Annotated in this window: 12 protein-coding genes; 3 read left to right on the top strand and 9 right to left on the bottom strand. The window is 67.3% G+C overall.

What is annotated here, in order from left to right; genetic code table 11:
• Positions 1-3: 3 nt before the first annotated feature.
• The 6 genes from WHH00_RS05675 to WHH00_RS05650 form a co-directional block, all read right to left on the bottom strand.
• Positions 4-858 (bottom strand): polyphosphate kinase 2 family protein, encoded by an 855-nt coding sequence (locus tag WHH00_RS05675; RefSeq protein WP_406637233.1) that lies wholly within the window; start codon positions 856-858, stop codon positions 4-6.
• Positions 859-909: 51 nt separating this feature from the next.
• Positions 910-2,130, bottom strand: coding sequence for a pyridoxal phosphate-dependent aminotransferase (locus tag WHH00_RS05670; RefSeq protein ID WP_406637231.1), 1,221 nt, complete (start codon positions 2,128-2,130; stop codon positions 910-912).
• Positions 2,131-2,277: 147 nt separating this feature from the next.
• The gene (locus tag WHH00_RS05665) at positions 2,278-3,240 is read right to left on the bottom strand and encodes an ABC transporter substrate-binding protein (RefSeq protein ID WP_406637229.1); all 963 of its coding nucleotides are present in this window, start codon (positions 3,238-3,240) and stop codon (positions 2,278-2,280) included.
• The gene (locus tag WHH00_RS05660) at positions 3,237-3,983 is read right to left on the bottom strand and encodes an ABC transporter permease (RefSeq protein ID WP_406637227.1); all 747 of its coding nucleotides are present in this window, start codon (positions 3,981-3,983) and stop codon (positions 3,237-3,239) included. Before WHH00_RS05660 ends, WHH00_RS05665 begins: the two co-directional genes overlap by 4 nt.
• The gene (locus WHH00_RS05655; protein WP_406637225.1) at positions 3,980-4,690 is read right to left on the bottom strand and encodes an ABC transporter permease; all 711 of its coding nucleotides are present in this window, start codon (positions 4,688-4,690) and stop codon (positions 3,980-3,982) included. The genes WHH00_RS05660 and WHH00_RS05655 overlap by 4 nt, the downstream gene beginning before the upstream one ends.
• Entirely contained in the window at positions 4,690-5,790 is a 1,101-nt protein-coding gene (locus WHH00_RS05650) for an ABC transporter ATP-binding protein (RefSeq protein ID WP_406637223.1), read from the bottom strand. Before WHH00_RS05650 ends, WHH00_RS05655 begins: the two co-directional genes overlap by 1 nt.
• A 248-nt stretch (positions 5,791-6,038) precedes the next feature.
• Here WHH00_RS05650 and WHH00_RS05645 point away from each other — a divergent pair, with 248 nt between their 5' ends.
• Positions 6,039-7,052: a pirin family protein gene (locus WHH00_RS05645; protein WP_406637221.1), complete on the top strand. Its 1,014-nt coding sequence runs from the start codon at positions 6,039-6,041 to the stop codon at positions 7,050-7,052.
• Positions 7,053-7,067: 15 nt separating this feature from the next.
• On the opposite strand, the gene WHH00_RS05640 is transcribed toward WHH00_RS05645, so the two are convergent.
• Positions 7,068-8,015, bottom strand: coding sequence for an N-acetylglucosamine kinase (locus WHH00_RS05640; RefSeq protein WP_406637219.1), 948 nt, complete (start codon positions 8,013-8,015; stop codon positions 7,068-7,070).
• A 60-nt stretch (positions 8,016-8,075) separates the two neighbouring features.
• Entirely contained in the window at positions 8,076-9,050 is a 975-nt protein-coding gene (locus WHH00_RS05635; protein WP_406637217.1) for a LysR family transcriptional regulator, read from the bottom strand.
• A 174-nt stretch (positions 9,051-9,224) separates the two neighbouring features.
• On the opposite strand from WHH00_RS05635, the gene WHH00_RS05630 reads away from it, so the two are divergent.
• Complete coding sequence (locus WHH00_RS05630) at positions 9,225-10,454, top strand: MFS transporter (RefSeq protein ID WP_406637215.1); 1,230 nt, start codon at positions 9,225-9,227, stop codon at positions 10,452-10,454.
• Positions 10,455-10,628: 174 nt separating this feature from the next.
• On the top strand, positions 10,629-11,132 hold the full coding sequence (locus WHH00_RS05625) for an Lrp/AsnC family transcriptional regulator (protein WP_066277621.1): 504 nt from the start codon (positions 10,629-10,631) through the stop codon (positions 11,130-11,132).
• A 45-nt stretch (positions 11,133-11,177) separates the two neighbouring features.
• On the opposite strand, the gene WHH00_RS05620 is transcribed toward WHH00_RS05625, so the two are convergent.
• Positions 11,178-12,422, bottom strand: coding sequence for an MFS transporter (locus WHH00_RS05620; protein ID WP_406637213.1), 1,245 nt, complete (start codon positions 12,420-12,422; stop codon positions 11,178-11,180).
• Positions 12,423-12,449: the final 27 nt, after the last annotated feature.

Here is a 12,449-nt window from a genome sequence, read left to right as displayed (position 1 = left end):
GTGTCAGGACCGTGCCACCAGCTCCCGTTCCAGGGCGACGTCGAATTCGGCCTTGGGCCATTGAAGGTCCATTCCGTTCAGTGCCCCCAGCAGCAGCTGCTGCACGGCGATCCTGGCAAACCATTTCTTGTTGGCCGGGACTACGTACCAGGGGGCGTTCGCGGTGTTGGTTTCATCGATGGCCGACTGGTAGGCGCTCATGTAGTCCTCCCAGAAGGCCCGCTCGTCGAGGTCGCCCCGGCTGTATTTCCAGTGCTTGGCCGGGTTGTCCAGCCGCGCCAGCAGCCGCTCCTTCTGTTCTTCTCCACTGATGTGGAGCATCACCTTGACCACCGTGGTTCCGGAGCCACTGAGCCTGGCCTCAAACTCGTTGATGGCCACATACCGGCGCTTGATTTCCTCCGGGCTGGCCCAGCGGTGGACACGGTGGATCAGGACGTCCTCGTAGTGGGAACGGTCAAACACGCCCACCATTCCTGCAGCGGGCACTTCCTTTTCGATCCGCCACAGGAAATCGTAGGATTTTTCCACATCCGTGGGGGCCTTGAAGGCCTTGAACTGGACGCCCTGGGGATCCATCGCAGCCATCACATGGTTGACGATGCCGCCTTTGCCGGCCGTGTCCATGGCCTGGAGGATCAGCAGGATGCGCTTGCGCCCGCCGAACCGGGACTCTGCGAAGAGTTTCTCCTGCAGTCCAGCCAGTTCGTCGTCCATCGCCGCGAGCAGGGCCTGGCCGTCCTCCTTGGTGCCGTCGAAGCCCGGCGTGGAGCCAGGGTCCAGGTCGCTCAACGAAAACCCCTTGCCGGCCCTCAGGGTCTCGGTGGGGTCCTGGTGAAAGCCAACGGCGCCGGCCATGGGAAGTCCTTTCGCGAAGTTCCACGGGACCGAAGCGCCCGTGAGCACAGGCTAGTTCCCCTGGTACCTGCTTAGGAAGTCCCCCATCCGGCCCACGGCCTCCTCGATGTCCTTGACGTTGGGCAGGGTGACCATGCGGAAGTGGTCCGGGCGGACCCAGTTGAACGCCCTGCCGTGGGACACCAGGATCTTTTGTTCCCTGAGCAGGTCCAGGACAAACTTCTCGTCGTCGCGGATGTGGTAGACCTCGGGGTCAAGTTTCGGGAAAAGGTAGAGTGCGCCCCGCGCCTGCTGGGTGCTGACGCCCGGAATTGCGTTGAGCATGTCGTAGGCCTTGTTGCGCTGCTCCAGCAGGCGCCCGCCCGGCAGGATGAGGTCATTGATGCTCTGGTAGCCGCCCAGCGCAGTCTGGATGGCATGCTGGGCCGGAACGTTCGCACAGAGGCGCATGTTGGCCAGGAGGCTGATGCCTTCGAGGTAGTCCGCGGCATCCTTCTTGGGGCCCGAGATGGCCATCCAGCCTGCCCGGTAGCCGCACACCCGGTAGGCCTTGGACAGGCCGCTGAAGGTCAGGCACAGGACGTCATCGCCGGTCAGTTTGGCCAGGTTGATGTGGACGGCGTCCTCATACAGGATCTTCTCGTAGATCTCGTCAGCGAAGACCACCAGGCCGTGCTTCTCTGCAAGGGCAACGATCTTCCTCAGCGTCTCTTCCGGGTAGACGGCGCCGGTGGGGTTGTTCGGGTTGATCACCACGATGCCCTTGGTCCGGGGCGTGATCTTTGCTTCCATGTCCTCCAGGTCCGGCTGCCAGCCCGTTTCCTCGTCGCAGAGGTAGTGGACGGGCCTGCCGCCGGCGAGCGCCACGGACGCGGTCCACAGCGGGTAGTCCGGGGTGGGGATCAGGACTTCGTCACCATCATCGAGCAGGGCCATCAGGGACATGGTGATGAGTTCACTGACGCCGTTGCCCAGGTAGATGTCATCCACGTGGATGTTCTGGATGTCCCGGGTCTGGTAGTACTGCGACACGGCGGTCCGTGCGGAGAAAATGCCCCGGGAATCGCTGTAGCCCTGGGCGTGCGGCAGGTGGCGGATCATGTCCACGAGGATGGCGTCCGGCGCTTCGAAGCCGAACGGCGCGGGATTGCCGATGTTCAGTTTGAGGATCCGGTGCCCCTCTGCCTCCATCTGCTGGGCAGCCTGGAGGATCGGTCCACGAATGTCATAAAGGACGTTGTTGAGCTTGGTGGACTGCCTGAATTCTGCCATTCCTCAAATATGCCACAGGAAGGATGAACGGCCGTTGAGACACCAGCCACAGGCAGCGCGCCGCCACCCTGAACGGACGACGGCGGCTGCCGGACTTCTGGAAGTCCGGCAGCCGCCGTCGTACTGCTAAGGGCCAGGAAGGCAGCCCTACTTGACGATGCCCTTTTCCTTGAGCCATGCGTCCGCAGCTTCCTTGGCACCCTGCTTCTGGCTGCCGCTGACTGCCCGGTTCAGGTTGATGAGGTCCTCGGTGGTCAGGATGCGGGACACCGAGTTGAGGGCCTCCTTGGCCGTGTCCGTCATTTTCGCCTCGTTGTACAGCGGCACCACCTGCTGGGCGATGAAGTTGTTCTTGGGGTCTTCCAGGACAACAAGGTCGTTGTCGGCGATGGACGGGGTTGTGGTGTAGATGTCCGCCACCTGCACCTGGTCCTCCAGCAGCGCCTTGAGCGTCACGGGACCGCCGCCGTCACTGAACGGCTCCAGCTTCTTCGGTTCGCAGTTGTAGTTCTCCTTCAGGCCGGGCAGTCCGTAGGCGCGCTCGGCGAAGGTGGCGGGGGCGCCCACCACGATTTCGCTGCACACCTTGGCCAGGTCCTCGAGGGACTTCAGCTGGTATTTCTCGGCGGTGGCCTTGGTGACCACCATGGCGTCCTTGTTCTCGGCTTCGGAGGGTTCCAGCACCGCCAGTCCCTCCGGCAGCTTCTCCGGCAGGGCTGCGGCGATGTCATCCGCCGATTCCTCGGCGGCTTCCTTGTCCACGTGCAGCAGGAGGTTTCCGGTGTAGTCCGGCACCACGTCCACCGATCCGTCCTGGACGGCCTTGATGTACACCTCGCGGGAGCCGATGTTCGGCTTGGTGGTGGCGGTGATGCCGGCGGCGGTCAGGGCTCCTGCGTAGAGTTCTGCCACGATCTGGCTTTCCGGGAAGTCAGCCGAGCCGACAATGAGGGACGTCGCTCCCCCGGAGGCTGCCCCGCTGGTGGCCGGCGCGTTGCTCAGCGGATCGGAGGATCCTCCGCACGCGGACAATGCCATGGCCAGGCCGAGCCCCGCGGCGAGCCCGCTGAATGCACGCCTGCCGAGATGGTGTGGACGGCTTTCCTTCATGATTTACCTCCTTGTACCACAGCCTCCGCCAGGACGGGGTCTGTGAGATCGGCCGCAGCCTGCTGGCTGCGGCGGGACTGGCCGGAGGCGCCTGTTGCCAGGAACAGCCTCTGGAAAAGGGACAGGACGAGGTCGACGGCGATGGCGAGCGCTGCGATGAGCAGGGACCCTCCGAGCATCTGGGGGAAGTCGCTGAGGACCAGTCCGTCGAAAAGGTAGCGGCCCAGGCCGCCAAGGTTGATGTAGGCCACCACGGAGACCGTGGCGATGACCTGCAGCACGCCGGTCCGGAATCCGCCGAACATGACGGTGAGGGCGTTGGGCAGTTCAGCCCGGAACAGGACCTGCAGTTCGGTCATGCCCATGGCGCGGGCGGCATCCACCACGTTGCGGTCCACGCTGGAAATACCGGCGTAGGTGCCGGCCAGCAGCGGCGGGACCGTGAGGATCACCAGCGCCCAGATGGGCGGCATCAGCCCGATTCCGGCGAGCAGCACGAAGAGTGTCAGCAGCCCCAGGGTGGGCAGGGCGCGCAGCGCACCGGCGAGCGCCACCACGGCAACCCTTCCCCTGCCTGTGTGGCCCACGTACATGCCGACGGGGACGGCAATGGCAACGGCGATCAGCATGACCAGGCCCGTGTACTGGAGGTGCTCACCCAGCCGGGCGGGAATTCCTGCAGCGCCGGTCCAGTGCAGGGGGTCGCCCAGCCAGGCGAACGTGTCCGTGAAAACGTTGCTCATGCGTGGTCTCCCTTGGCCGCCGGCACCAGGTCCCGACTGTCTTCTTCACGGGCGCCGGGGCGCGGGCGGTTCTTTCCGGCCCGCTCCCACGGCGTGAGGAGCCGTTCCAGCAGGACGAGCAATGCGTCCATGAGCAGGGCAAGGACAAGGATGGCAATGATCCCCACCACGATTTCCGTCACGAAACCCCGCTGCAGTCCTGAGGTGAACAGCATGCCCAGGTTTCCGATGCCCAGCAGCGCTGCCACGCTGACCAGGGAGATGTTGCTGACGGACACCACCCTGAGCCCGGCGAACATCACCGGCAGGGACAGCGGCAGGTCCACCCGCAGGAACCGCGCCAGCGGTTTGTATCCCATGGCCACCGCGGCCTGCCCCACGTCCTCGCTCACTGAGTCGAAGGCGTCCAGGGCGGCACGGACCAGGAGGGCAACGGCGTAGATGGTCAGGGCCACCACCACGTTGAGCGGGTCAAGGATCCTGGTGCCCAGGATGGTGGGAAGGATGATGAACAGGGCCAGGGACGGAATGGTGTACAGCAGCGAGGAGGCTGTCAGCACCACCGAGCGGAGGGTCCGGTTCTGGCGGGCCAGCTGCGCAAGCGGAAGGGAGATGACCAGTCCCAGGACCATGGGGACGAGGGCAAGCACCAGGTGCTGGCCGGACCGCTCCAGGACCATGCCGCTGTTGGCCAGGAACCATTCCATCAGAGTGCAGCCTGCCGGAGCTGGCGGGCTTCCTCGATGAGGGCCAGCACTTCGCCGCCCCGGATGACTCCCTGCACCCGGCCGTCCGCATCCACTGCGACGCCAAGGCCCGACGGCGAGGACAGTGCAGCGTCCAGTGCCCGGCGCAGGCTCTCCCCGGGACGGAACAATGAACCACCCGGGATGAGGCCGGTATCCGTGCCGGGCGTGGACCAACCCAGCGGGCGCATGTTTTCATCCACCACCAGCTGCCAGCCGCCGGCTGCCTCCGGATCCGTCCCGGAGCCGCTGCCTCCGCGGATGATCGTCGGCACACTGTGGAGGGTGACGCCGTCGGACGGGGTGAAGCCCAGGTGCCTGAAGCCCCGGTCCCGTCCCACGAAGGAGGCCACGAAGTCGTTTGCCGGGGCACGGAGGATTTCCTCCGGCGTGGCGTACTGGGCAAGCTTTCCGCCCACCGCGAAGACGGCGACCTTGTCGCCAAGGACGGTGGCTTCATCGATGTCGTGGGTGACGAAGACGATGGTCTTGGCCAGGTCCTTCTGGAGCCGCAGCAGCTCCTGCTGCAGCTCGTCGCGGACCACGGGATCCACGGCGCTGAACGGCTCATCCATGAGCAGGATGGGCGGATCGGCGGCGAGCGCACGGGCTACCCCCACGCGCTGCTGCTGGCCGCCGGAGAGCTGGGACGGGTAACGCTTGGCGAGCGGCCGGGCCAGGCCCACCACATCCAGGAGTTCCTCAGCGCGGCGGCGGGCATCCGCCTTGGACACGCCGTTCAGCCGGGGCACGGTGGCAATGTTGTCCAGCACGGAGCGGTGGGGCAGCAGCCCGGCCGACTGCATCACGTAGCCCATGGAGCGGCGGAGTTCGGGAGCGGGCACGGATGTGACATCCTTGCCGTCCACCGTGATGGTCCCGGAGGTTGGTTCCACCATCCGGTTGATCATGCGCAGCGAGGTTGTCTTGCCGCAGCCTGACGGGCCCACGAAGACGGTGATGGAGCCCTTGCCGATGGACATGGAAAGGTTGTCCACGGCCGGCTGCCCGCCCTGGAACTGCTTGGTAACGCTCTGAAACTCGATCATGGCCTGGTCCATGGCGCGGACTCACCTGTTCTCTGGGACGGCCTCTGGAAGCACCGCGACATTGTCATCAGCACGCTGATAGTTACGGTAACCCAAACCGGGGCCGGCAACACCTGCAGCGCCCCGAATCCGGGCAAAGGAATCCCTACTGTAACCATTCGGAGCCGCGGCCGTGCCGGATGGGAATCGCTCTTCCGGCCGGGGACAACCATGGCGTGGGGCGCTGTTCCGCCGCGGGCAGACCGGCCTAAAGTGATGGGGTGACCAATTTGGAAATAGCGCCGCAGCAGGAAGTCTGTCCGCCGGCGGCCCCTGAAGGCAGTTCCGGACCCTGCCTGCAGCTGTGGCCGCAACGCGAGGTGCCGCTCGGCGGGGTCCGCGCCATGAACGTCCAGCGGACGCTGCCGCAGCGTGGCCTCCCCACCATCGGGGCATGGTGTTTCCTGGACAGCTTCGGTCCCGACAGGACTGCGATGTCCGTGCTCCCCCACCCCCACACCGGCCTGCAGACAGTGACCTGGCCTCTGGCCGGGCACATCCGCCACCGGGACAGCGTGGGCAGTGATGTTGTGGTCCGGCCGGGTGAACTGAACATCATGACTGCAGGCCACGGCGTCTCGCACTCCGAGTTCGCGGTGCTTCCGCCGGCTGGCGGGGCCCTGCCGGTGCAGCGCGGGCTGCAGCTCTGGGTGGCCCTGCCGGATAACGAAAGGCACAGGGAGCCGGCCTTCGAGCAGCACCGCGAGCTTCCCCGCGTCAGCGGCCACGGCTTCACCGCCACGGTCATGGTGGGTGAACTCGCCGGCGCCACCTCCCCGGCCACCATGTACTCACCAATCGTGGGTGCGGACGTTTCGTGTGAAGGCGCCGCTGTGGTGCCGCTGAACGCAGGGTTTGAGCACGGCCTCCTTGTGCTCGACGGCGGCCTGGCGGTGGACGGGCAGGAGATTCCTCCCGGCCCGCTGGGCTACCTGGGCACCGGCCGCACGGAGCTGCAGGTGCAGGCGCTTCCCGGCACCCGCTTCCTCCTTATCGGCGGCGAGCCCTTCCAGGAAGAGCTGCTGATGTGGTGGAACTTCGTGGGCCGCACCCATGACGAAGTGGAGCAGGCCAGAAGCGACTGGGAAGCGCAGGCCGGCCTGCCTGAGACGGAAACGGCGGCAGCACGGTATGGCCTGGTCCCCGGCCACGGTCCGGACGCGGGGGCGGAAGCGGGACGCATTCCCGCCCCTCCATTGCCCGGCGTGCGGCTGACGCCCCGGAAGCGGCTCTAAAAGGGCCGGCCCGGGTCAGGCCTGCTCGGCCACCAGCTGCAGCACCCCGAACACGGGTTCCTGGTCCAGCACGCGGATATCGGTCACGCCGGCGTCGGTCAGATGGCGGCGGAAGGAGTGCTGCAGCGGTGCAACGTTCATGCCCAGGCCGCCGCCCAGGATCACGGGACCGGTGATACCCAGCTGGTCCAGCACCTGCAGCGCCAGGCCGGCGAGGTCCTTCCCGGCCTGGTCCAGCAGCGCCTGGCTCTCCGGGTGGCCGCCTGCCGCCGCTTCCACCACGTACCGCGCCTGCTGGGCCCAGAAGCGCCGGCCGGTCTTCGGCGAATGGAACAGCGCAATAAGGCGGTTGGGGTCGCCCACCCCGCAGGACTGCAGCAAGGCCGTGGTGAGCTCGTCGGCAGGCAGTCCCCGGTTCATTCGTGCCAGGCTGTGCCGCACCGCTTCGCGGCCCAGCCAGTAACCGCTGCCTTCGTCACCCAGGAGGTAGCCCCAGCCGCCTGCCCTGGCTTCGCCGCCGTCGGCATTCCTGCCCCAGGCTGCCGAGCCGGTGCCCGCAATCACCGCGACTCCCGTGCTTGCATGCCCGGCGGCCAGCAACAGGCGTGAATCATGGACTACCGTCACCCGGGCCCCGGGCACGTGCGGCTGGATCAGGGACGCCAGGGCTGCGGCGTCCTCTTCGGTATCGATGCCGCCCGAGCCCGCGTAGACCCGGGACACCTGCCCTCCGCCGATGCGTGACAAGAGGTCAGCGAGGTTGGCGGCCGCCTCGTCGCGGCTGACGTTCTGCACGTTGGAGCTGCCGGCGGACTGGTCCGCCACCGGTACGCCGTCTTCGAAACGGACCCCATGGGTCTTGGTCCCGCCTATGTCGAGTCCAATGATGACACCGCGGAGCGGGCTTGGCACGGAAACCTGGGCAGCGGCGGGGAGCGCGGAGGAATTTTCGGTGTTGGTCACGTCACAAGGGTAATGGTGCGGGGGCCGGGTAAGGCCCATGCCCTGCCTTCCCGGCCGCAGCTAAAGGGACCGCTGGCGCACCAGCCCGGCCAGCAGTCCGGGCCCCTCCGCCACCACCATGTCCCGGAACAGCCGGACCGGCACGGGCTCTGAACCGGGTTTCCGCCTCCGCCAGGACAGGCCCACCTCACGGAATGCAAGGGCGGAGTCGAGGGGAACTTCAACCCAACCCAGGTTCCCGGTTTCGGGGCTGACGGTACGGCCCGGACCATCACCGCCCGGCGGCAGGATGCTCACGCCCAGGCCGGCGGACACCAGTCCGCGCACGGTGTGCGAGTCCTGGCTCTCGAAGGCGATGCGCGGCCTGTAGCCGGCCTCGCGGAACAGCGCATCGGTGAGCGAACGCATCCCGTACCCGGGGCCGAGCGCCACGAAAGGATCTGCCCTGATGTCCGCAAGACGGGCGGAGGCCTTTGCGGCGAGGGGATGGCTGTGGTGCACCACCAGGCGGAGCGGCTCGCGGTAGAGCGGCGCCGAGGACAGGTTCCGGCCCGGCGGCGCCACGGGAGCCGTCAGCGCCAGGTCCGATTCACCCGAGGCCAGTTCGTCAAGGCAGGCGTTCCGGGCCCCCTGGCTCAGTGTGAAGGCGGCGCCGGGATGGCGGGTCCGGAAGGCACTGATCAGGAGCGGCAGGGCTGCCTCGCCGAACGTGTGCTGGAACGAGACGGAAATCCTCCCCCGCACCACCTCCGACTCGTCGCGGACCAGGTCCAGTCCCGCCTGGAACGCCGTGAGTGCCTGCTCGATGTACGGCAGCAGGGTGCGGGCCGCGGGTGTCAGCCGGACTCCCCTGCCGTCCCGGACCAGGAGTTCGGTACCGACGACGGCGCTCGCCCGGGCCAGCGCACGGCTCACCGTGGACTGGGGTACTCCGAGCAGTTCCGCGGTTTCCGTCACGTGCTCGGTACGTCCCAGCTCAGCAAGCACAGGCAGGAGCGGCAGCAGCTGCACGAGCTGTTTTTGGTCTGGCTCCACGGGCCGGCCTCCTTCCTGCTCCCCGCCGGCCCAACTAGGTAGCGCTAAGTGTCGTTTTGACGGCTCATAACGACACTTGGCGCTACCCAGTTGGGAGATGCATGCGAAATGGCTATCAGTTTTACACAAAGCATGCATTGGAGGCATCTATTGGCTGAAAGCTAGGCTGGCCGGATGGCACACATCGTCCGCCCAGGCAGCGCGCTCCCTCCCAGCTGGGACGGTCATGCCAAGGGCTCGACGGCGTACGCCAGGATCCTCGCAGGCCTCTCCTTTGCCGGTGTGGCCACCTTCGCCCAGCTTTACTCCACCCAGGCCGTGCTGCCGATCCTGGCGTCGGACCTGCAGGTCAGCGCGGCGGATGCCGCCTTGACCATCTCGCTGGCCACGGTGGGCCTTGCGGTGACGGTGATTCCCTGGTCCTTCCTCGCGGACAGGATCGGCCGGGTCCGGGCCATGGCGTGGGGCATTTCGATAGCCACCGTCCTTGGCCTGATGGTTCCGCTGTCCACCAGCTTCGGTATGCTGCTTTCCCTGCGGCTCCTCGAAGGAATGGCGCTTGGCGGGATCCCGGCCATCGCCATTGCCTACCTCAATGAAGAAGTCACCAAAGCCCACGCCGCCCTGGCGGCAGGGAGTTATGTTGCCGGGACCACGCTGGGCGGGCTCGCCGGCCGCCTGGTTGCCGGGCCTGCCGGCGAACTGTGGGGCTGGCGCGCGGCTGCACTGGCCGTGTCCATCCTGGCCACCCTCGCCGCCGTCGCCTTCCTGATCCTGGTGCCGCGGGCCCAAGGTTTCGTCACGGCACCCGCCGCCGGGCTGCGCGGTGCTTTCCGGACCCTCGGCGGCCATCTGGGGAACATCAGGCTGCTGGTCCTCTACGGCCAGGCCTTCCTGATGATGGGCGGGTTCGTGGCAGTGTACAACTACCTGGGGTTCCGGCTTTCGGGCGAGCCGTTCGGCCTTCCGGGAACGCTGATCAGCCTGATCTTCCTGGCTTACCTGTCGGGGACCGTCACGTCGCGCTGGTCGGCGGGGCTGACCCTTCGCTTCGGCCGCCGGACCGTCCTGCTCGCCGGCCTGGCGTTGGCCACCGCAGGCCTTGCCCTGACGCTGACGCAGTCCCTTGCCCTCATCCTGGCCGGCCTGGTGGTGTTCACCGGCGGGTTCTTCGCCGCCCACAGCATTGGGGCGGGCTGGACCGGCGCCCTCGCCAGCACCGGGCGGGCCCAGGCAGCCTCGCTGTACAACCTGGCCTACTACCTCGGGTCCAGCATCATCGGCTGGGCCGGCGGCCTGGTGTTCCAGTCCCTCGGCTGGAATGCGCTGGCCGCGGCAGTCATGGTCCTTGCCTGCCTCACCGCGGCGACTGTCGCCGTCGTCCATCCCCGGACGGAACGCTGACGGGCGTAAGGGCCGGCGGCGCTGGAATTTCCGTGTACACGCCGGTGCGCCGTGAATAATATGCCTGCTTCCCGGAAAGCTGCAACGGAAAATTCGGCGGTCAGCCCGCAGCGTACGTGGTACCGCAGCCGGGCGCGGCTAGGATGAAACCCAGGATCGTCACAAGGAGCTGCAGTGAGCACGAATGCCAGGAACGCCAGGCCGGGAGCGCATCTGGAACCGCTGGACGCGATTGACGAGCGGCTCCTGGCAGCCCTGGTGGCTGACGCCCGGATCTCCAACAAGCAGCTCGCGGAACTGGTGGGAATCGCGCCCTCAACCGCCCTGATGCGCACCCGCGCCCTGTCTGAGCGGGGAATTGTCCAAGGCTACGAGGCGAAGCTCAACCTGTCAGCGATCGGACGGTCCGTGCAGGCGCTGGTTGCCGTCCGGCTCCGTGCCCACGACCGTGACCAGATTGACCGCTTCACGGGCAGGGTGCCGCATCTGCCTGCCGTGCTGTCCACCTTCCACACCTCGGGCTCAGTGGATTACCTCCTGCACATCGCGGTGGCAACCACCGAGGACCTGCGGGACTGGGTGCTGGACAACCTGGCTACGGACCCTGTGGTGGGGCATACCGAAACCACTCTGGTGTTCGAACACATCCAGGGCAACCACGGCCCCCTCCCGGACTAGCCGCACGTTCGGGCTGAACTGGCCGGGCTGAACTGGCCGGGCTGGCTACTTGGGTTCGATGAGCGCCAGCCGCAGCGTTAGGGCCGACAGGATCAGCGCCGCCCCGCCGCACAGCGCCACGAATCCGGCCACGGCAGCAGGCAGGCCGAAGGCGCCTGCTGCCCAGCCGAGGCCGAGGACCGGCACTGCGCTGCCAAGGTAGGTGATGACGTAGACGGTGCTGACGATCTGCGCGTGCCGGGATGCCTCCACCCTTGCGGCGACGTCGTTGAAGACGGTGCGGAACGCGATGCCCTGCCCCGCACCGGCGGCGATGGCTGCAGCCACCAGCAGCACGGGACTGTGCCAGGTTCCCGCCGCCCCCAGGAGCAGGACAGACACACCCAGGACCGCCAGGCCGGCCGGGACCGTGTAGCGGCCACGGAAGGTCACCAGCTGGCTCAGCGCCGAGGACCCGAGGGCGAGGCCGGCCAGGACACCTATGAGGGGGCGGGAGCCGGTCTGCAGGACCTGCGCAAAGTAGCCGGGGGCCAGCGACAGGCAGAAGCCGAAGACCGCGAAGCTGAGGAATCCGACGCCGGCGGCAAGCCAGAAGGCTCCCCTCGCCTCCCGGGATACGGATGGACGGCGCGGCGCCAGTGCCTTCAGGGGCCGGGTTGGTGCGGGGATGCTGATCGCGGGCCGGGCGCGCAGCAGGAACAGCGGCACCAGGAGCCCGGCCAGCACCAGTGAGTGGACATAGTACGGGGCTGTGGTGGCGCCCGGGAGGAGGGACAGCAGTCCGCCAATGACCGGCCCGGCCGCCACTCCCCCGGATGAGGCCAGCAAGGTGAAGCGGGACGCCCATTCCGGACGGGATGGAAGGAGTTCGCGCAGGGCGGCGGCACTGGCTCCCGTGGCCAGCGCAACCGCTGCCCCCTGCAGGGCCCTGCCCGCACACAATGCCGCGAGCGTCTGGGCCTCGGAGAAGACCCAGCCGCCGGCCAGTCCTACAAGAACGGCCAGGATAAGCGCAGCCCGCCGGCCGATGTGGTCAGACCAGTGCCCGGCCAGCATCAGCGTGGCAACCAGGGACAGGACGTAACTGGCGAACGCGGCGGTGATTCCCAGCGTGGACAGCCCCAGTTCGGCCTGCAGGAGGGGATACAACGGCGTGGCCAGGTTGGCGCCCACCAGGAGGGTGAAAATTACCGTTCCCGCCATAACCAGCCGGGTTGTAGTGGATGCATCCCATCCGGCGGACGCAGAAGCGGGGGCCGGGCGCATGCGGAGTTCGCTGAAGACCGTCATCGTGTGCCGCCTCTGGTTCATCCGCGG

The organism is Pseudarthrobacter quantipunctorum (assembly GCF_045291495.1).
Lineage (GTDB): Bacteria > Actinomycetota > Actinomycetes > Actinomycetales > Micrococcaceae > Arthrobacter > Arthrobacter quantipunctorum.
This window is presented reverse-complemented; position numbering and strand designations above follow the sequence as displayed.

Coding starts and splice junctions, on each gene's coding strand:
- WHH00_RS05675 (WP_406637233.1), bottom strand. CDS start 858: ATGGCCGGCGCCGTTGGCTTTCACCAGGACCCCACCGAGACCCTGAGG.
- WHH00_RS05670 (WP_406637231.1), bottom strand. CDS start 2,130: ATGGCAGAATTCAGGCAGTCCACCAAGCTCAACAACGTCCTTTATGAC.
- WHH00_RS05665 (WP_406637229.1), bottom strand. CDS start 3,240: ATGAAGGAAAGCCGTCCACACCATCTCGGCAGGCGTGCATTCAGCGGG.
- WHH00_RS05660 (WP_406637227.1), bottom strand. CDS start 3,983: ATGAGCAACGTTTTCACGGACACGTTCGCCTGGCTGGGCGACCCCCTG.
- WHH00_RS05655 (WP_406637225.1), bottom strand. CDS start 4,690: ATGGAATGGTTCCTGGCCAACAGCGGCATGGTCCTGGAGCGGTCCGGC.
- WHH00_RS05650 (WP_406637223.1), bottom strand. CDS start 5,790: ATGGACCAGGCCATGATCGAGTTTCAGAGCGTTACCAAGCAGTTCCAG.
- WHH00_RS05630 (WP_406637215.1), top strand. CDS start 9,225: ATGGCACACATCGTCCGCCCAGGCAGCGCGCTCCCTCCCAGCTGGGAC.
- WHH00_RS05620 (WP_406637213.1), bottom strand. CDS start 12,422: ATGACGGTCTTCAGCGAACTCCGCATGCGCCCGGCCCCCGCTTCTGCG.